Annotated in this window: 16 protein-coding genes; 5 read left to right on the top strand and 11 right to left on the bottom strand. The window is 73.0% G+C overall.

Features of this window, described 5'->3' with window-relative positions; all coding sequences use genetic code 11:
- Positions 1–26 precede the first annotated feature (26 nt).
- On the bottom strand, positions 27–776 hold the full coding sequence (recO, locus tag N4G70_RS02720; RefSeq protein WP_261710730.1) for a DNA repair protein RecO: 750 nt from the start codon (positions 774–776) through the stop codon (positions 27–29).
- Between the two features lie 711 nt (positions 777–1487).
- On the opposite strand from recO, the gene N4G70_RS02715 reads away from it, so the two are divergent.
- Positions 1488–2198 carry a hypothetical protein gene (locus tag N4G70_RS02715; RefSeq protein ID WP_261710729.1) on the top strand — a complete coding sequence of 237 codons (711 nt, stop codon included), beginning with the start codon at positions 1488–1490 and terminating at the stop codon, positions 2196–2198.
- 12 nt (positions 2199–2210) lie between these two features.
- Here the strand turns inward: N4G70_RS02715 and N4G70_RS02710 are convergent, their stop codons facing one another.
- The 8 genes from N4G70_RS02710 to N4G70_RS02675 form a co-directional block, all read right to left on the bottom strand.
- Positions 2211–2897, bottom strand: a complete 687-nt coding sequence (locus tag N4G70_RS02710) for a response regulator transcription factor (protein WP_261710728.1) — start codon at positions 2895–2897, stop codon at positions 2211–2213.
- Positions 2894–4105, bottom strand: coding sequence for a sensor histidine kinase (locus N4G70_RS02705; RefSeq protein WP_261710727.1), 1212 nt, complete (start codon positions 4103–4105; stop codon positions 2894–2896). The genes N4G70_RS02710 and N4G70_RS02705 overlap by 4 nt, the downstream gene beginning before the upstream one ends.
- Positions 4106–4121: 16 nt before the next feature.
- The gene (locus tag N4G70_RS02700; protein WP_261710726.1) at positions 4122–6362 is read right to left on the bottom strand and encodes an MMPL family transporter; all 2241 of its coding nucleotides are present in this window, start codon (positions 6360–6362) and stop codon (positions 4122–4124) included.
- 220 nt (positions 6363–6582) lie between these two features.
- The gene (locus N4G70_RS02695) at positions 6583–8673 is read right to left on the bottom strand and encodes a VCBS repeat-containing protein (RefSeq protein WP_261710725.1); all 2091 of its coding nucleotides are present in this window, start codon (positions 8671–8673) and stop codon (positions 6583–6585) included.
- 119 nt (positions 8674–8792) lie between these two features.
- Entirely contained in the window at positions 8793–10220 is a 1428-nt protein-coding gene (locus tag N4G70_RS02690; RefSeq protein WP_261710724.1) for an FG-GAP-like repeat-containing protein, read from the bottom strand.
- 132 nt (positions 10221–10352) lie between these two features.
- Positions 10353–11408, bottom strand: a complete 1056-nt coding sequence (locus N4G70_RS02685; protein ID WP_261710723.1) for an FG-GAP-like repeat-containing protein — start codon at positions 11406–11408, stop codon at positions 10353–10355.
- A gap of 348 nt (positions 11409–11756) precedes the next feature.
- Positions 11757–11963: a hypothetical protein gene (locus N4G70_RS02680; RefSeq protein ID WP_261710722.1), complete on the bottom strand. Its 207-nt coding sequence runs from the start codon at positions 11961–11963 to the stop codon at positions 11757–11759.
- A 311-nt stretch (positions 11964–12274) separates the two neighbouring features.
- Positions 12275–12637 carry a hypothetical protein gene (locus tag N4G70_RS02675; RefSeq protein ID WP_261710721.1) on the bottom strand — a complete coding sequence of 121 codons (363 nt, stop codon included), beginning with the start codon at positions 12635–12637 and terminating at the stop codon, positions 12275–12277.
- A gap of 196 nt (positions 12638–12833) precedes the next feature.
- Between N4G70_RS02675 and N4G70_RS02670 the strand changes: the two genes are divergently transcribed.
- A complete protein-coding gene (locus tag N4G70_RS02670) occupies positions 12834–13832 on the top strand; it encodes a LuxR C-terminal-related transcriptional regulator (protein ID WP_261711347.1) in 999 nt (332 codons plus the stop codon).
- A 26-nt stretch (positions 13833–13858) separates the two neighbouring features.
- On the opposite strand, the gene N4G70_RS02665 is transcribed toward N4G70_RS02670, so the two are convergent.
- Both N4G70_RS02665 and leuA read right to left on the bottom strand, forming a co-directional pair.
- Positions 13859–14599, bottom strand: coding sequence for a TerB family tellurite resistance protein (locus tag N4G70_RS02665; protein WP_388720731.1), 741 nt, complete (start codon positions 14597–14599; stop codon positions 13859–13861).
- A gap of 380 nt (positions 14600–14979) precedes the next feature.
- Positions 14980–16746, bottom strand: coding sequence for a 2-isopropylmalate synthase (leuA, locus tag N4G70_RS02660; protein WP_261710720.1), 1767 nt, complete (start codon positions 16744–16746; stop codon positions 14980–14982).
- Between the two features lie 395 nt (positions 16747–17141).
- Here leuA and N4G70_RS02655 point away from each other — a divergent pair, with 395 nt between their 5' ends.
- Genes N4G70_RS02655 through N4G70_RS02645 form a run of 3 tightly spaced genes read left to right on the top strand, consistent with a single transcriptional unit; the run spans position 17142 to position 19392 of the window.
- The gene (locus N4G70_RS02655; protein ID WP_261710719.1) at positions 17142–18206 is read left to right on the top strand and encodes a M4 family metallopeptidase; all 1065 of its coding nucleotides are present in this window, start codon (positions 17142–17144) and stop codon (positions 18204–18206) included.
- Between the two features lie 46 nt (positions 18207–18252).
- A complete protein-coding gene (locus N4G70_RS02650) occupies positions 18253–18519 on the top strand; it encodes a protealysin inhibitor emfourin (RefSeq protein WP_261710718.1) in 267 nt (88 codons plus the stop codon).
- Between the two features lie 54 nt (positions 18520–18573).
- Complete coding sequence (locus N4G70_RS02645) at positions 18574–19392, top strand: GNAT family N-acetyltransferase (protein WP_261710717.1); 819 nt, start codon at positions 18574–18576, stop codon at positions 19390–19392.
- The last annotated feature ends 51 nt before the right edge of the window (positions 19393–19443 follow it).

The following is a 19443-nucleotide window of genomic DNA, read 5'->3' as shown; positions in this document are numbered from 1 at the left end:
GATGCTCAGATGCTGCGCTGTACCGCTCAGTTCTTCTCTACGTACCGCAAGGAGCGCAGGCCGCGCTCCAAGTGCCAGTGCAGGTAGGCCGATACGAGCCCGCTGCCCTCCCGCACATGCCTCGGCTCGCTCGCGTCCGCGGTCTCCCAGTCCCCCGTGAGCAGCGCGCTGAGCAGGCCGATGGCCTCCGCAGAGGGTACGACGCTGCCGGGTACGCGGCAGTCACCGCATACGACGCCGCCGCCCGCGACGGAGAAGAACCGGTTGGGGCCGTGGATGCCGCATTTCGCGCAATCCTCGAAACTCGGGGCGTATCCGTTCACGGCGAGCGAGCGCAGCAGGAAGGCGTCCAGGATGAGGTGCGGGGCGTGCTCGCCCCGGGCGAGGGTGCGCAGGCCGCCCACCAGGAGCAGGTACTGCTGCACGGAGGGTTCGCCCTCGTTGTCGGTGAACCGTTCCGCCGTCTCCAGCATGGCGGTGCCCGCCGTGTAGCGGCCGTAGTCGCTGACGATGCCGCCACCGTAGGGAGCGATGGTCTCGCTCTGGGTGCACAGGGGCAGCCCGCGGCCGACCAGTTCGCTGCCGCGGGCGAAGAACTGCACGTCGACGTGGCTGAACGGTTCGAGGCGTGCCCCGAACTTCGACTTGGTCCGCCGTACGCCGCGGGCCACGGCGCGGATGCGGCCGTGGTTGCGGGTGAGGAGGGTGATGATGCGGTCGGCCTCACCCAGCTTCTGGGTGCGCAGCACGACGCCATCATCCCGGAACAGACTCATGCCCCCATTCTCCTGCACGCCCCCGGGGCTCCGCCCCGGCCCCCGCCATCGCGCCTGAACGGCGCTCGTCCTCAATCGCCGGACAGGCTGAAGGTGCCCCAGCACCGAGTGGTCAAGGGGCGCGGGGAACTGCGCGACCAGCCCCGCACGGCCCGCACCCGAAGGCGGGGTTGCCTGGGGCTCCGCCCCAGACCCCGTTCGCGCCTGCACGGCGCTCGTCCTCAAACGCCGGACAGGCTGAAATGCCCGATGCGGGCCAGCACCAGTACTGCCAGGGGCGCGGGGAACTGCGCGACCAACCACGCACGGCCCGCAGACCGGAGGGCTTTTAGGGGCGCGGGGAACTGCGCGAGAAGCGGGCACGGTCTGCGGACGGAGGCGGGGTCAGGGGCGCGGGGAACTGCGCGAGACGCGGGCACGGTCTGCGGACGGAGGCGGGGTGAGGGGCGCGGGGACCTGCGCGAAACGGTCACCCCCGGCCCCGGGGAGGAGAGGCCCCCCAGCACCCGGCCCCCTCCCCCACCCCCGCGGAGCGACGTGGCAGGGATCACCCCCCGCCCTCCACCCCTTGCCGCCCAAGCTCCCCGGACGCGCCCGGGTGCCCCGGTGAGGCCGGTTCGCGGCATGGGCACAGAACGATGGGGCACCATGGCGCCAAGCACGCGGGTTCTCGCCGTGTGCCGATGCCCCACTCCCCCTGGACGGACCGGAATGCCGCTGCCCACGACCGGCCGCCACGCCCGCGCGGCGGTGGCCTGCGCGCTCGCCGTGGTGGCGCTCGCGGGGTGTTCGGCGGGCGAGGGGGTGCGCGACGGCGGGCCGGCGGCCACGCCCTCCGCCTCGGTGACCGCCTCGCCGCTGTGGCCCGGCCACACCGCCTCCGCCGCGCCCGCCAAGCCCGGCCAGGGTTTCCACGCGCGGGGGCCGGTGCCGGGGGTGACGGTGCCGGACGGGGATCTGACGCGGGTCGAGGGGGCGCGGCTGCTGGCCGCGGACCCGGCCACCGACGAGGCGGTCAGAAGCAGCCTCAAGGAGTGCCCGGACCGTTCCTCGTGCCGGTTGCGGCCGCCCGCGTACGCCGATCTCACGGGCGACGGCAGGCGTGAACTCGTGCTGGCCTACGACGACTTGGGGCGCAGCATCCTGTGGGTGTACACCGCCGCGGGTGAGCGGGCGCACGCCGTTCTCGAATACGCGGGGCGGCCCGGGACGAGCGCGGAGACGCTGGGTGGTGATCTGGTGGTCACCGAGCCCGCGGGCGGCCGCGACCGCCGGTCGGAGACCACCCTGCACTGGAACGGCACCGAGCTCGCCCCGCTGCCCGCGGTCTCGGATTCGGCCGGGGGCGCCGCCAGGGCGCGGCCCTCGGAGGACTCCCTGATCGAGCCGGCCGACGGCACGAAGGAGCCGGGCAGGGGCTGAGCCCGGCGGGCCTCACGCGCCCGGCACCACGAGCCCGGATTCGTACGCCAGGATCACCAGCTGGGCCCGGTCGCGTACCCCGCACTTGCCCATGATCCGGCTGACGTGGGTCTTGGCGGTGAGCGGGCTCAGGGCTAGCGCGTCGGCGATCTCGGTGTTGTTGAGGCCGCGCGCGACCAGGGTGAGGACTTCGCGTTCGCGGTCGGACAGGGCGGACAGCGTCGCGGGCCCGCCGCCGGCCGCGGGGCGCGGGGCGCGCAGCACCCGGGCGATGAGGCCCGCTGTGGGGCCGGGCGAGAGCAGTGCGTCGCCGGCGGCCACCGTGCGGATGGCGTCGAGGAGTTCGGCGGGCCGGGTGTCCTTGACCAGGAATCCGGAGGCGCCGGCCCGGAGCGCGTCCAGGACGTTCTCGTCGGTGTCGTAGGTGGTCAGGACGAGTACCCGGACCTCGGCGAGGTCTTCGGCGGCGGCGATCAGCCGGGTCGCCTCGATGCCGTCGGTGCCCGGCATCCGCAGGTCCATGACGACGACGTCGGCGCGGGCCGAGTGGGCCAGCGCCACGGCTTCGTCGCCGGTGCCGGCCTGGCCGACGACGGCCATGTCGGGCGCGGACTCGACGAGCATCGCGAAGGCGGAGCGCACCAGGGTCTGGTCGTCGGCGAGCAGCACCCGGATGGGGTCGCCGGGCAGCGCGGTCATGCGGTCGCCTCCGGGGGGTGGCTGTGTGGGGGTGGTGGCGCGAGGGGCAGGTGGGCGGTGACCCGGAAGCCGCTGTCGGGGTGCGGGCCGGCCTCCAGGGTGCCGCCGACGCTGCGGGCCCGTTCGCGCATGCCGAGGATCCCGAAGCCGCCGAAGCCGGGGCCCTCGGCGGCCGGTCCCCGGCCGTCGTCGGTGACGGTGACGGTGAGTGCCCGGCCTCTCGCCTGGACGCGGACCCGGGCGGTTGTGCCGGGGCCCGCGTGGCGGACGGCGTTGGTGAGCGACTCCTGCACGATGCGGTAGGCGGCGGCGCCGACGGCGGGCGGTATCCGGGCTCCGTCGGTGTCCAGGGTGAGTTCCGCGTTCGCGCCGCGGGCCAGTTCGGGCAGGCCCGTGAGGTCGGGCAGCGGGCCGTGCTCGTCGGCGCGCAGCACGGTCAGGGTGGTGCGCAGTTCCGCGCGGGCCTCGCGGCAGGTGTCGGCGATGGAGTCCAGGGCGGCGGCGAGGGCCGCCCGGTCGATCCGGTCGGGGGTGGTGGTCAGGACGTGGGCGGCGACCGCGGTGCGTACTCCGATCAGGGTGATGCTGTGGGCGAGCAGGTCGTGCAGGTCGCGGGCGATGCGCAGGCGTTCCTCGGCGCGTCGGCGTTCGCTCTCGCGGGCGGCGGCGGCCCGCTGTTCGGCCACGTAGGTACGCGAGTTGCGCAGCGCGACGCCGAAGACGAGCGCGGCGACCAGCCAGCCGGAGGTGCGCAGCACGTCGAGGGCGTGGTGGACGCCGTTGAAGGACATGCCGGTGATGGCGAGGCCCACGACGCAGGCGCCGACGGTGGCGGTGCGGCGGACCGTGCCGGTGGCGGCGACCGTGTACATCGCGGTCATCGCGAGCGGCATGGGCCCCATGTGGGCGTTGTCGAGCAGTTGGTAGGGGGCGATGCAGGCCACGACCACGGCCAGGGTCGCCACGGGGTGGCGGCGCCTGGCCACCAGGGCGAGGGTGGCCACGGTGAGCAGGGCCCAGCCGGTGGTGTCCGGGCGCAGCGCGGTGTCGGCGTAGGCGATGGCCGCGCCGAGCAGTCCGGCTCCGGCGGCGAGCGCCGCGTCGGCCCGCAGCGGGTGCGCGCTGTCGCGCGGGTCGCGGTGCGTCATCGCGGTCACCCACGCGCCCGGCCCGGACCGCGTGCCGCTCGGTGTGTTCACGTCGCTCACCGGGCCATCCTCGCCCTCACCGGGCGGCGCTGACCAGCGCGGGGTCCGGCTCGGTGGCTCGCGGGGCGCGGGCGAGGCGTCCGGGCCACCACACGCGGCGGCCGAGGAGGAGGCCGGCGCCGGTCAGCAGGTAGGTGCGGACGAGGAAGGTGTCCAGGAGGACGCCGACGGCGATGATCGTGCCGAGTTCGACGAACATCACCAGCGGCAGCGAGGCGAGCACCGCGAACGTCGCCGCGAGTACCGTCCCGGCCGAGGCGATGACCCCGCCGGTGGTGCGCAGCGCGGTCAGCGCGGCCTCGTGCGGGCCGGCCCCGCGCAGGGTCTCCTCGCGGGTGCGGTGCATCAGGAAGATGCCGTAGTCGACGCCGAGGGCGACCAGGAAGACGAAGGTCAGCAGGGGAAGACCGGGGTCGAGGCCGGTGAAGCCGAGGACCGGTCCGAAGACCAGGCCGCCGATGCCGAGGGCGGCCCCCCATACGGCCACGACGGCGGCGACGAGCAGCAGCGGGGCGATCAGGCTGCGCAGCAGCAGGGCGAGGACGAGCAGGACGGAGGCGAGGACGAGCGGGATGACGATGAGCCGGTCGTGGGCGTTGGTGTCGGCCAGGTCGAGGGCCTGGGCGCTGGCGCCGCCGACGTGTGCGCCGGTCAGTCTCTGTCGCAGCCGCTCGATGGTGGCGTTCTCGGCGGCCGATTCGGGGGCGGCCCCGGCGGTGACGGTGATCTCGGTCCAGCCGCCGCCGCTGCGGCCGCGTTCGGCGCTCGCGACGCCGTGGACGGAGCGGGCGTCGGCGAGCGTACGGTCGGCCCGGCCGGTCGGGGTCATGACCTGGATGGGCCGGCTGCCGCGGTCGGGGAAGGCGGTGGCGAGGGTGCTCATGGCGCGGGTGGACTCGGGCTTGCTGGTGAAGCTGTCCTCCTGCTTGAGCGCGCCGGGCAGGTGGAACGTGCCGATCGCGAGAGCGCCCAGGAGCATAACTCCCGTGAGCAGTACGGTGGTTGGGCGTTTGGCGGTGGAACTTCCCATCGCGGCGAACAGGTTGCGGCGGCGCGCCGCGGGCTCGCTGCCGTAGGCGGGGATGAGCGGCCAGAACACCCGCCGGCCGAGCAGTACCAGGAGGGCGGGCAGCAGCGTCAGCATCGCGGCGAGCGCGCAGACCACCCCGACCGCGCCGACCGGGCCGAGCCCCCTGATGTTGTTGAGGTCGGCGGCGAGCAGGCAGACCAGGCCGGCCACGACCGTTCCGGACGAGGCGAGCAGGGCCGGTCCGCAGCCGCGCAGGGCGGCGCGCATCGCGTCGTACGGGAGCGGGGTGCGGCGCAGTTCGTCGCGGTAGCGGGCGACCAGGAGCAGCGCGTAGTCGGTGCCGGCGCCGAAGACGAGGACGGTCATGATTCCGGCGCTCTGGCTGGTCACGGTGGTCCCGAAGGTGGTGGCGAGGCCGTACACGGCGGCCCGTGCGCACACCGCGCCCGCGCCGACCGCGAGCAGGGGGACCAGCCACAGTACGGGGCTGCGGTAGGTGAGGATCAGGAGCAGGGCGACCACCAGGCCGGTGGCCAGCATCAGGGTGGTGTCCAGGGAGCCGAACACGCCGCGCGCGTCGACGTCGAGGGCGCCGTCGCCGCCGACCCGCACGGTCATCCCGTCGCTGTCCGTGGCCCGCGCGCGTACGTCGTCGACGAAGGTCTTGCGCGCGTCGTCGTTCTTGGCGGGCGCGGCCGTGGACACCGCGTACATGAGGGTGGCGCCGTCCTTGGACGTCACGGCGGGGCCGTGGGTGACGGCCGCGAAGTCCTTGGGATCTTGGGCGGTGCCCAGTGCGGCCGGCGACTTGGCGGCCTGGACTCCGGGCGCGACGGTGATCGCGGAGAGCTGCCGGGCGGCGGTGGCCCGGTCGGCGGCCGTCAGACCGCCGTCGCGGTGGTAGACGAGCACCAAGGAGGTGATCTCGCCGCCGGGCAGCTGCTCCTGGAGCGCGGCGGCCCGCGTGGAATCGGCGCCGGCCGGCAGGTAGTCGGCGGTCTGGTCACGCTGTACGTCCCCGAGCCGGCCGGCGAACGACCCGGCGACGGCGAGCACGATCACCCACAGCGCGAGCACGCCCCAGGGAACTGCCCTCCGCCGGCGCCCAGTTGACGACTGCGCCGTGACACCCGGCCCCGCTGCGTCCTTCGCGCCCGCCGTGTCTTTCGTGCCCGCCGTGTCCTTCGTGCCCGCCGTGTTCGACGTCCCCGCCGTGTTCGACCCCATCCCGGGCCCCCTCCGGCCGGACATCTCGGAAGGGCCCGTGCGGCCGGCCCGGCTGGTCCCAGCGTCTCGCCCGCCCGGGCCGTGTTCGTCCCGCCGGCGACCGAGATCGCGGTACTTCCCGGGGTGTCCGTGTGCCGGCCGTTACTCCCGGGGGAGTACGCGGCCGGACGACGGTACGAACGACGGGCGGTGGGGCTCGTCGCGGCCCCGGGGGCGGGGACTACCAGCCCACCCCGATCTGCGCCCGGTCGCCCAGGGCCGAGCCGGTCGTGCCGGGGTAGAAGTAGAGGGCGCCGGTGGCGGAAGCGGGGGCCTGGACCGCGTCCACGTCGCCCTTGCCGTCGCCGTTGAAGTCCGCGCCGACCAGCTGGCGCATGCTGTCCCAGCCGGAGCCGACGCGGGTGCGGGCGCCCAGGGTGGCGGTGCCGTTGATGGCCCCGGTGCCGGGGTAGCTCCACAGCGCGCCGGTGCGGTCGACGGCCACCAGGTCACCCTTGGCGGGGCTGGTCAGCTCGGTCATGGAGTCCCAGCCGGAGCCGATCTGGGCGCGGGAGCCCAGGGTGTTCGTGCCCTGGAGCGAGCCCGTGCCGGGGTAGACCCACAGCGCGCCGGCGCGGTCGATGGCGACGAGGTCGGCGCGGCCGTCGGCGTTGGCGTCCAGGGCGGTCAGCTCGCGCAGGTCGTTCCAGCCGGTGCCGATCCGGGTGCGGGCGCCGAGGGTGTTCATACCGGCCGCGGTGCCGCTGCCCGCATAGACGTACAGGGCGCCCGTGCCGGTGTCCACGGTGATCAGGTCGGCCTTGCCGTCTCCGGTGTAGTCACCGGCGGCGAGCTTGTCCATGGCACCCCAGCCGGAACCGATCTGGACCCGGTCGCCGAACGTGCCGTCGCCCTTGCCGGGGTAGAGCCACAGTCTGGCGGTGGCCGCCTCGACGCCGACCAGGTCCTTGCGGCCGTCCCCGGTGAAGTCGGCCGAGGTGACCTTGACCATGCCGGCCGGGGCCGGGGCGTCGGGCCAGGGGGTGTGGGCGACCACGCGCCCGCCCGGGACCTCGTTGACCATCCACAGCTCGTCGCTGCCCGGCCAGTACGAGAGGTTCTCCGTGTTGACGGCGGTACGGGTGACCAGGCGTACGGGCTGGTCGGCGCGGGCTTCGTAGAGGCAGCTCGGGTAGTTGACGACGGGCCTGTCCTTCGGCTGGTTCGCGGCCGCGATCCACTCGGGGCAGGCGCCCGAGAGGGCGAAGCGTCCGTTGTGCATGGCGACGCCCTGGACGCCGCCCATCGGCGAAGCGTAGGCCGCGGAGGCGGTGACGTGCCCGGCGGCGTCGGCCTTCAGCTTGCCGGTGGCCAGGTCGATGGGCCAGCGCACGATCGGGGCGGCGCCGCGGCCGAAGTCGGCCTCGGTCGGCTTCTCGTCGCCCTCGGCGGTGACCAGTGCGGGCGAGTCCCCGGAGGTATCGAGGGAGGCCGAGGTGAGGCAGGGCCGGTCGGGCACTCCGGCGTAGGCGCCACAGCCGCCGCCCGCGCCGGTGTAGGCGTAACTGCCGGTCCGGGGCAGGACGTAGGTGAATCCGCCGCCGTGCGTCCGGCCGTTGGCGTCCAGCCCGACCGTCGTGTCGGAGGTCGTGTCCATCTGCCACACGTCGTTGAGGTCGAAGACGTCGAAGCCGCTGCCGATCGACGACACGTACAGCCTGCTGCCGGACCAGACCACGCTGTTGGCGTGCCCCCCGGCGAGCTGTCCGAAGGTCCTGCTGTCGTCGGACAGGCCGGCCAACAGGGCGTGTTTGTAGGTGACATGGGCCGGGTCGGTCACATCGGTGAAGGTGACCCGCTCGCCCGCGTCGCTGGGGGCGTGGGCGCTGCTGATGAGCACCTTGCGGCCGTTGACCGACTGGGCGGCCTGCGGTGACTCGCCGGATCCGGTGAGGCCCTGGGGCACCCAGGGACCGCCGTCGTCGTCCGAGGACGGGCAGAAGCCCTGGGCGCCGGCGATGTTGGTGGGGTGGCACAGCGGTCGTGCGGCGATGTCGGCCCCGGAGTTCGCGAGGAGGCCGTTGACGGTGGTGCGGGTGAGGCCGGGGTGGGCTGACTCGAAGGTCGACACCCGGCCCGCGTCGCGGCCGTTGTCCCACTGGAAGCCCATGCCGGAGGCGTCGATGCGGGTGATGGCGTTGTAGGTGGCGATGGATCCGTCGGATATCGCGGTGGAGTCGGCGGCGGCCGGGCTCCCGCTCAGCGTTCCCGCGACGAGCGAGGTGAGCACCGCGACGGCGGCGCCTGTGGTGGTGCGGAAGCGGGTCTTCATGGCGGTGCTGGTCCTTTCGGACTCGTACGGGGCGGGGTGCGGGACGCGGGACGGGCCCGTCCGCGCATCGCAGTGACGCGCGAACGGGCCCAAGTGGTACGGAAGTTGAGCGCAATGCCCTACCAGCCGGTGCCGATCTGGGTGCGAGCGCCGAGGGTGTTCATGCCGTTGACGGCGCCGGTGCCGGGGTAGACGTAGAACTTGCCGGTAGCGCCGGGAGCCGCCTCGACCGCCGCGATGTCGCCCCTGCCGTCACCGTTGACGTCGGCACCGACGATGTCGGTCATCGCGCTCCAGCCGGAGCCGATCTGGGTGCGAGCACCGAGGGTGTTCGTGCCGTTGAGGGAGCCCGAGCCGGGGTAGACGAAGAGCTTGCCGGTCTCGTCCTTGGCGACCAGGTCGTTGATGCCGTCGGCGTTGAGGTCGCCGGGGGTGGTCAGGCTGCTCATCGAGTTCCAGCCGGAGCCGATCTTGACCCGGGCGCCCAGGGTGTTGGTGCCGGCGAGGGTGCCGGTGCCGGGGTAGGCGTACAGGTCGCCGGTGGCGGTCTCGACGGCGACGACGTCGGCCTTCCCGTCGTGGTTGACGTCCATGCGGGCCACGTCGTGCATGCTGGACCAGCCCGTGCCGATCTTGACGCGGCTGCCGAGCGTGCCCATGCCGTTGACCGCGCCCGTGCCCGGGTACAGGTAGAGGTCGCCGGCGGCGGAGTCGGTGGCCAGGACATCGGCCTTGCCGTCGCCGTTGAAGTCACCGATGGTCTCGTTGGTCATGGTGTTCCAGCCGCTACCGATCTTGATCCGGTTGCCCAGGGTGCTGGTGCCGTTGATCGAGCCGGTGCCCGGGTACATGTAGAGGTCGCCGGTGGTGACCTCGGTGGCCAGGACGTCGTGGGTGCCGTTGGCGTCCAGGTCGCCGCCGGCCAGGTGGGTCATGCCCGCCGCCGACGGAGTCGCCCCGGCATCGCTGTTGAGCACCGGCGAGATGTACCCGCTGATCGTCTGGCCCCAAGGCGCCGAGCCCACCGACCAGTTGGTGGTCGACTCGCGCTGGACGATGCCCTCGCTGTGGCCGCTGTTGTGGCCCTCGTTTCCGCCGACGACGGTCACCGTCGTGCCGTCGAATCCGGTCACCATCGCGACGTGGTCGGCGTACCCGCCCCGGTAGTTGTAGACGACCGCGTCGCCCACCTTCGGGGTGTCGTGCAGGGTGCCGTTCGCCTGTCCGTAGGCGAAGAAGCTGGCGGCGCCGTCGGTGAGCGAACCGATGTGGGCCACGTCGTAGTGCGACCAGACCCAGCCGACGAAGTCCGCGCACCAGGCGTGGGACTGGGTCCCGCCGCCTCCGCAGCTGTTGTTCTGGCTGTTGTTGTGGCTCCAGTAACCGCCCTGGCCGCAGGGGCCCTGGCCGATCTGACCGGCGGCGGTCGAGGCCATGGAGGAGGTGGCGTCGGCGTGGGCGGGGGCGGCGGTCAGTCCGGTGACGGCCGCGGCGGCGACGAGGCCGGCGAGGGAGGACTTCTTGAGCTTGTCGGCGATCTTCGACATGGTGGGTGTTCTCCAGGGAGGTCGATCCCCGGGCGCGCCGAACGGTGCGCCACACGGGGGAAGTTGAGGGCGTTGCGGGTGCTTCGGGATGCCGCGGCCGGCGCGAAGTCGGTGCCGGCCGGGGCCGGGGGCCTACCAGCCGGTGCCGATCTGGGCGCGGTCGCCGAGGCCGCCGCTGCCGTTGCCGGGGTAGAAGTAGAAGGTGCCGGTGGAGCCGGAGGGGGCCTGGACGGCGTCGAGGTCGCCCTTGCCGTCGCCGTTGAAGTCGGCGCCGACGAGCTGGTGCATGGTGTCCCAGCCGGAGCCGATCTGGACCCGGCCGCCGAGCGTGCCGGTGCCGTTGAGCGAGCCCGTGCCCGGGTAGTTCCAGAGTTTGCCGCCCTGGTCCACCGCGACGAGGTCGGCCCTGCCGTCACCGTTCAGGTCGCCGGGGCTGGAGAGTTCGGCCATGGTGTCCCAGCCGGAGCCGATCTGGACCCGGCTGCCGAGCGTGCCAGTGCCGTTGAGCGAGCCGGTGCCCGGGTAGGCCCACAGTGCACCGTTGTTGTCGATGGCGACGAGGTCGGGCTTGTTGTCCTTGTTGACGTCGAGGGCGGTGAGGTCCCGCATGGAGTTCCAGCCGGAGCCGATCTGCACCCGGTCGCCCAGGGTGTTCATGCCGCCGGCGGCGCCCGAGCCGGGGTAGACGTAGAGCTTTCCGGTGGCGTTCTCGACGGCGGCGAGGTCGGCCTTGCCGTCACCGGTGTAGTCGGCGGCGGCCAGGCCGCTCATGCCGCCCCAGCCGGAGCCGATCTGTACGCGGTCGCCGAGGGTGCCGTTGCCCTTGCCCGGGTACAGCCACAACTTGCCCGTGGCCGCCTCGATCCCGACGATGTCCTTCGTTCCGTCGCCGTCGAAGTCGGCCGCGCTGAGCTGGACGACACCGACCGGGGTGGGCGGTTCGGCCGGGTACGGGTCGGCGTGGTCGTTGGCGATTCCGCTGGGGCCGCCGCATACCGGCCAGGGGGCGGCGCCCCGGGCGGCCAGGAGCTTCTCCCCGATGAGGATCTGCTGCTTCTTGGTGGCCTGGTTGGGATACGTGGCGTACTGGCGGCCGCCGTAGGCGTTCCAGGTCTGGAGGTCGAACTGGAGCCCGCCGTAGTAGGTGTGGGTCGAGTCGACGATCGTCCAGTCGCCGGACCCTCGCACTGGGCGAGCTTGTCCCAGGTGGCGACGGACGCCGCACCGGCCGGGCCGGCTCCGGCGAGGGTCAGGGCGCTCGCGGCGACCCCGGCGAGGGCCAGGGCGGCGATGGCCGTCCTTCGCCTGGCAGGACGGGAGTTCGTTTCCGTGCCGGACGTACCTGTGCCGGACGTTTCAGTGGCGAGCGTTCCTGTTCTGGGCATGACAGATCCTCGGAGCTGGTTCGACGGAGAAGTCGCTGAAGGGTGGGAGCGGCGCGGCGCAAAGGGGGCCGCGGCGGGCCGGGCGGACCGACGTGTGGGGTCGGATGGACGGCTCGGCCCGGGTCGGGCTCAGGTCGGCGAGCCGGGCGGGTCAGCCCCAGATGTAGTCGGCCGGGGTCACGGTGGCGGTGCCCGTGGTGACGGCCGGGACGGCGGTGGTGGTGGCCGCGGGGGCGGAGGCGGGGGCCGGGGTGGCGGCGGGGGCCGCGGCCGGGGCGGTGAAGGAGTGACCGGCGAAGGCGGCGGCGAGACCGAAGGTGGCGACCGCGGCGGCCTTGGCGATACGGATGCGCAGCATGGTGGTTCCTTTCGTGCCGGGCGGCCGCTGGGCGACCGGTGCCGGCTCTGACGGCGATCGGGGTGTCCTGAACCGGTGCGCATCCCGCGGTGGTGCTTCCCGGTTTTTGCCTGCCGGGTGGTGTTCCCTGCCGGCGAGAACTACTTTCGTCGCTGGTCAGAAGGGGCGGAAGAGGTTTCCGGTGGCCCGAAGGGGCCTTGACCCTTTCCGTCCAGGCCCCCTCCCCCTGGCCGTTTTCGTCCAGGCCGCCCGTCCTCCCACGGTCCTTCCCGTCCAGGCGCCCCTCCCCCGGGCCCCGCCGTCCGGCGTGCTCATACCTGCCGGCCCGTACCGTCCGGCTCGAAGGCGCCGAGGGCGGAGGCGGGGGCGATGGCGGTGGAGAGCGCGTCGTAGAACGGGCCGACGAGGGGGACGTGCGCGTCCAGCAGCGACCAGCCGTCGAACACCCGGGTCGTCAGGGTGCGCCGGACCAGCGCGAAGGCACGCGCCTCGGCGGAGGCCAGGTCCGCCGCGCGGACGTACAGGCCGATCACGGGGTGCGGCCGGGCGTCGGCGTGGACCGTGACGTGCTCCAGGCCGTCCCGCGGTCGCGCCTTGACGTTCACCAACTCCCGGGCGGCGGCGGGCATGGGGGTGCCGGGGGGCCCGAGCAGTCGGGCATGCACGAGGTACATGGAGCCGACCCTCTCAAGCGGACAACACCCCTGGCCGCCGGGCGACATGGCCGGTTCGGGCTTTGGCCGGTTGTGTCCAGGCCCGTACGCGGATCGCTCCCGGCATGCCCTGGTCCAGACCGGCCGTGGCATGATCCGGAGAGTCGGGGGAGGGGGGGAGCTGGGGAGCTCTCCGCGTACTGGGGGGTTGGGGACATTGCTGACGACGTTGGGGCTGGACGCGGTCGCGGAGGCCGTCTACCGCACGATGCTGGCCGATCCGCAGGGTGGGGTGGCCGAGCTCGTGGCGGTGACGGGGGCGCCGGAGGCGGAGGTGCGCCGCGCGCTGGACACGCTGAGCGAACTCGCGCTGATCCGGCCGTCGGCCGAGCAGCGGGGCAGGCTCCGCGCGGTCTCGCCCGACATCGGGATGGAGATCCTGATGGCACGCCAGCAGGCCGAACTGGCCGCGCAGCAGCAGAAGTTGGAGGCCTCGCGGGCCGTCGCCGCCCAGCTGATCGCGGAGTACGCCGATCTGCGTCCGGCCGCCACCAGCCCGGGGGTGGAGCAGCTCATCGGGCTGGACCGGATACGGGACCGGCTGACCCGGCTGGCCCGCGAGACCCGTACCGAGGTCGCCACGTTCGCGCCCGACGGCGGCCAGTCGCAGGAGAACATCGCGGCGGCCAAGCCGCTGAACGAGGCGCAGCTGCGGCGCGGGATCCGGATGCGCACGGTGTATCTGGACAGTGTCCGCAACAGCCAGGTCACCGTGGACTACGTCAACTGGATCGCCGCCCTCGGCGGGCAGGTCCGCACGGTGCCTTCGCTGCCCACCCGGATGATCATCGTGGACCGTGCCACGGCCGTCATCCCGGTCAGCAGCAACGACACGGCGGCCGCGGCCGTGGTGCTCAACGGCCAGGGCACGCTCACCGCGCTGTGCGCGCTCTTCGACAGCGTGTGGGAGGGGGCCCGGCCGCTCGGCGCCGCGTCCGCGCGCGACGAGCACGGGCTGAGCCCCCAGGAGTCGACCACGATCACTCTGCTCGCGCAGGGGCACACCGACGAGGCGATCGCGAAACGGCTCGGGGTCTCCCAGCGCACCGCGCGGCGGATCGCGACGGACCTGATGGAGCGGCTGGGCGCGCGCAGCCGTTTCGAGGCGGGCGTACGGGCGGTCCAGCACGGCTGGCTGCCCACGCAACCCTCCTGATCGCGCGGGGAGTTCGGGCCGGAACGTCAGGAGGGCGTACGGGCCGCCGCGAGCAGCCGGGCGGTGTCGTCCGCGCAGAGCGAGAGCGCGCCGCCGACCGTGCTGAGCACCTCGCGTTCGGCCGGGCTGTACGGGCCGTCCGCGAGCGCGATGCGGGCACCCTGGAGCAGGATCGACTCGCGGCCGGCGGGGGCCAGGTGCGGGGCGAGCGGTTCGAGGGCCTCGTGGAGTTCGATCGCGAGGGCCGCGCCGCAGGGGTCCGTCTCGTCGACCGGGTCGGTGAGGAAGCGGCCGGTGTCGGCGGCCAGGGCCTCGATGAGGGCGACGAGCTGATCCTCGGTGCAGTCCTCGAACCCGGCGGCCCGCACGGTGGCGACGGCGGTGCCGGTGACCGTACGGGACGAGGTGCCGCCCGCAGCGAGGACGGCGAGGGCGACGGTGTGCACGGCGTCGCGCAGCATCGCGGAGAAGCGGGTCGTGGTGGGGTGGTCCAGGGCTTCCGTACCGAAGTGGCCCTGGCAGGCGGCGCACTCGACGACGGGGCCCGCGGCGCCGCGGGCGACGAGCGGGATGCCCAGGATCGTGAGGCGCTTGCGGCCGGTGCGGCGCTGGTAGTTCCGGTCGCCTCCGCAGTCGGGGCAGAAGAACTCGCCGTCTCCCACGGTGTGCCACTGCGTGCGGGTGGACCACAGACGGGGGCGGGGGCGGGTGCCGGGCGTGGGCCCGGTGCTCAGGTTCGTACCGTTCTGTCCCCGTGCTGGCCGCACCGCGCACCTCCGTAACGCTCCGGCAACGTTGCCGCGTTGACGTGATGTTAGCCACATCCGCGATGTGGCGTCAGCACCCCGGAAGAAGGCCCCCCCTCGGATGGCGAATTCCCGCCGCCCCTGGGGCTCCGCCCCAGACCCCGTATCGCGCCTGAACGGCGCTCGTCCTCAAACGCCGGACGGGCTGAGGTGTCCCATGCGGCCCGGCACCGAGTAGCTAGGGGCGCGGGGAACTGCGCGAAAAGCGACCACGATCCGCGGTCGAAGGCGGGTTTCAGGGGCGCGGGGAACTGCGCGAACAGCGAGCACGGCCCGCAGGGCCGAGGGGGGAGGGGCGGCGCGGCGCCGGGCACCCCCGCAGGGGGGCCCGGCGCCGGGGGTCAGCGGGCGGCGCGGTTGACCGCGGAGATGACCGCCTTCAGCGACGCCCGCGTCGTGTTCGCGTCGATCCCGATCCCCCACAGCACGACCCCGTCGATCGCACACTCGATGTACGACGCGGCCAGCGCGGACGCGCCCTCGCTCATCGTGTGCTCCTGGTAGTCCAGCAGCCGCGCGTCCACCCCCACCGCCGCCAGCGCGTCGAAGAAGGCCGAGATCGGTCCGTTGCCGGTGCCGGTCAGGACCGTGTCCGTGCCGTCGACGACCGCCTCGACGGTCAGGGTGTCGCGGCCGTCCTTGTCCGTCGTCGTCTGGCCCGAGCGCAGCTGGATGCGGCCCCAACGGGCCTCGGCGTTGTCGGGGTTGGGCAGGTACTCGTCCTGGAAGGTGGACCAGATCGCGGCGGGGGTGACCTCGCCGCCCTCCGAGTCCGTCTTCTGCTGGATGATCTTCGAGAACTCGATCTGCATCCGGCGCGGCAGGTCCAGCTTGTGCTCGTTCTTCAGGACGTAGGCGATTCCGCCCTTGCCGGACTGCGAGTTGACCCGGATGACGGCCTCGTAGGAGCGGCCGACGTCCTTGGGGTCGATGGGCAGGTACGGGACCGCCCATTCGATGTCGTCCACCGACTTGCCCGCGGCGGCCGCGGCCGCCTCCATCGCGTCGAAGCCCTTCTTGATGGCGTCCTGGTGGGAGCCGGAGAAGGCGGTGTAGACCAGGTCGCCCGCGTAGGGGTGGCGCGGGTGGACCTCCATCTGGTTGCAGTACTCGCTGGTGCGGCGGATCTCGTCGATCTGGGAGAAGTCGATCTGCGGGTCGACGCCCTGCGAGAACAGGTTCATGCCCAGGGTCACCAGGTCGACGTTGCCGGTGCGCTCGCCCTGGCCGAACAGGCAGCCCTCGACGCGGTCCGCGCCGGCCATGATGGCCAGTTCGGCGGCGGCCACCGCCGTGCCGCGGTCGTTGTGGGGGTGCGCCGACAGGCAGACGTAGGCGCGGCGGGTCAGGTTGCGGCTCATCCACTCGAAGCGGTCCGCGTGCGTCGAGGGGGTCGAACGCTCCACCGTGGCGGGCAGGTTGAGGATGATCTCGCGGCCCTCCTCGGGCTGCCAGACGTCGCACACCGCCTCGCAGACCTCCAGGGCGAAGTCAAGCTCGGTGTCGGTGAAGATCTCCGGCGAGTACTGGTAACCGAAGATCGTCTCGTCGCCCAGGATCTTGTCCGCGTACTCCATGACCAGCCGCGTGCCGTCCACGGCGATCTGCTTGACCTCGTCCCTGGTGCCGCGGAAGACGACCCGGCGGAAGGTGGGGGCGGTCGCGTTGTACAGGTGGACGGTGGCGCGGTGGGCGCCGCGCAGGGATTCCACGGTGCGCTCGATGAGCTCTTCGCGGGCCTGGGTCAGGACGGAGATCGTCACGTCCTCGGGGATCGCGCCCTCTTCGATGATGGAGCGTACGAAGGCGAAGTCGGTCTCGCCGGAGGAGGGGAAGCCGACCTCGATCTCCTTGTAGCCCATGCGCACCAGCAGGTCGAACATCTCGCGCTTGCGGGCGGGGCTCATGGGGTCGATCAGCGCCTGGTTGCCGTCGCGCAGGTCCGTGGAGAGCCAGCGCGGCGCCTTGGTGATGCGGGCGTCGGGCCAGGTGCGGTCGGGGATCTCGACGGCCTCGTAGCGGCCGTACTTGTGGATCGGCATCCCGGAGGGCTTCTGCGTCCGGGTGGCGTTGGTGATGGGGGTGGGGCGACCGACGGGCTGAGACATGGCGTGCGGCTCCTCGAGGCAGAGGGAGGGACGGCCGACTGTCGAGCGCAACACCAGATCCCGCGGGGAGGGGGTCGGCCTACGACTACAGGCCCTCGCCGCGGCAGCTAAGAAGAAGCAGCCCGATACGCATGATGCCGCAGCCTAGCCGAGGGACCGCGCGAGCGCGGGTCCCGTATCAGTATGCGGGACGCAGGCCTCGATTCGGACAAACGTGATGTATCCCTCGTCGAAGGCTCGGCATCCCGCGCGGCCGTGCGGGATCGGTCCGCGCACCCGCGTTCCGTCGCCGGGACCGCGGCCGCAATGGCCGGGAACAGACGTAGAAAAAGCACGCTTCACAATCATGGTGGCGACTGGTGACAGGCCCGTCACCCGGTGCCACATTGCCCGGCATGGACGCCACCACCTACCCGGTCTTCTGCACCATCGTCCCGCCCCACGTCTTCGACCGCCTCATCGAGGCCGAGGACCCCGCGCTCGTCCGGATCGCCCGCAGGACCCTCGTCGCGGACGCCGCCCAGCGCACCGAACGCCGCCTCACCACCGTCCTGGGCGCCGAGCCGCCCGCCGAGCCCGCGGACGCGAGCGCCGACCAGCCCCGGCGCACCGTGTACGACGCCGGGCACACCACCACGCTGCCCGGCCGCAGGGTGCGCGGCGAGGGCGAGGCCCCCGTCGCGGACGCGACGGTCAACCGTGCGTACGCGGGCCTCGGCGCGACCTTCGAGCTGTACCTCACGGCGTATCTGCGCCACTCCATCGACGGCCGGGGGTTGCCGCTGGACGCGACGGTCCACTTCGACCACAGCTACAACAACGCGTTCTGGAACGGCACCCAGATGGTGTTCGGCGACGGTGACGGCCAGATGTTCCTGGACTTCACGCTGCCGGTGGACGTCATCGGCCACGAGCTCACCCACGGCGTGACCCAGCACTCCGCGAACCTGACCTACTTCGGCCAGCCGGGCGCCCTGAACGAGTCGATGTCGGACGTGTTCGGCTCCCTGGTCAAGCAGTACTCCCTGGACCAGGACGCCCACCAGGCGGACTGGCTGATCGGCGAGGGACTGCTCGCGCCGGGCGTGCACGGGGAGGCGCTGCGTTCGATGAAGGCCCCCGGCACCGCCTACGACGACGTCGTGCTCGGCCGGGACCCGCAGCCCGCCACGATGGACCACTACGTCACCACGGGCCGCGACAACGGCGGCGTACACATCAACTCGGGCATCCCCAACCACGCCTTCTACCTGGTCGCCGACGCCCTCGGCGGCAAGGCCTGGGAGCGGGCCGGACAGATCTGGTACGACGTGCTCACCGGCGGGCACCTCGGCCCGCAGGCGATGTTCAAGGACTTCGCCGAGCTGACGGTGGCCGCGGCCCGGGCGCGCTACGGCGACGGCGCCGAGACGCAGTCGGTCCTGAAGGCGTGGGCGCAGGTGGGGGTTCCGGCCTCCTGAGGCGTTACCCGCTGACGTACCGCGCGAGGGCTGCTAGACAGAGGCCATGCGTATCCAGGTTTCCCGTTCAGGAGGATTCACCGGCATCGAGCGCCGGGCCGAGATCGACACCTCGGGCCGGCCCGATGCCGCCGCGTGGCGCACGCTCGCGAAGGCGGCGCTGGTCAAGGCCCACACCGGGCCGACGGCCGGCGTACCGGACGGCTTCCACTATGTGATCACCGTCGACGGCCATACGGTCCACTGCGCCGACCCCGACCTCACCGAGGCCCAACGCGAGCTGATCTCAAGGGTGTTGAAGGAGGGCGCGTAGGCGGCGCCGAAAAGGCGGGTGCGCGGGCCTGTCGTCACTGCTTTGATGCGCACCATGAGCACCACTTCCCACACCGCCCTGGCCGCTCTCGAGCGCTACTACGATGCCGCGCCCAGGAGTTCGGCGCGCGCCGAGGACTTCGGGCCGCTGACCCTCTTCGTCCGCGAGGGCGCCGGCTGGCCCTTCTACGCACGACCCACCCTCGGCCACGACGGGCCCGTCACGGCGGCCGACGTGGACGCGGTCCGGGCCCGCCAGCGCGAGGTCGGGGCGCCCGAGGCGTTCGAGTGGGTGGCCGAGGTGAGCCCGGGGCTGCGGGCGGCGGTCGAGAAGTCGGGCCTGGTGGTGCACGAGCACCCGCTGATGGTGCTCGACCCCGCGACACCGGCCGCCGAGCCCCATCCCCTGGTACGTGTCCTCGGCCCGGCCGACCCGCTGCTGCACGCCGCGCTGGTCGTGCCGCATCTCGCGTTCGCCGCGCCCGGTACGGGAGTTGGGCCGGCGGGCGCGGCCGAGCTGGCCGCGCGGATCACCGCCAGCGCCGGTGACGGCCGGGCCGAGCAGGTCGCCGAACGCATCCGCACGGGCCGCTCCGCGCTGGCGGCGGCCGTCGAGAACGGGCTGCCGCTGTGCTCCGGGATGCACAACCCGGTGGGCGCGGTCACCGAGATCGTGGCCGTGGGCACGCTGCCCGCCGCGCGCCGCAGGGGACTTGGACGCGCGGTCACCGCGGCACTGGTCGCCCACGCGAGGGCGGCCGGGGCGACGACGGTGTTCCTGTCGGCGGGCGACGCCGACGTGGCCCGGATGTACGCGACCCTCGGCTTCCGCCCGGCGGGCACCGCGCTGATCGCCGAACCGGCCGACGCCTGACGGCAGTTGGGGCGGCGTCGACCACCCCGCTCCCCAACTCCTTTCCCTGGC

The organism is Streptomyces sp. ASQP_92 (genome assembly GCF_025399895.1).
GTDB lineage: Bacteria > Actinomycetota > Actinomycetes > Streptomycetales > Streptomycetaceae > Streptomyces.
Note: the sequence above shows the minus strand (reverse complement) of the source record. Positions and strands in the feature narration are given on the sequence as shown.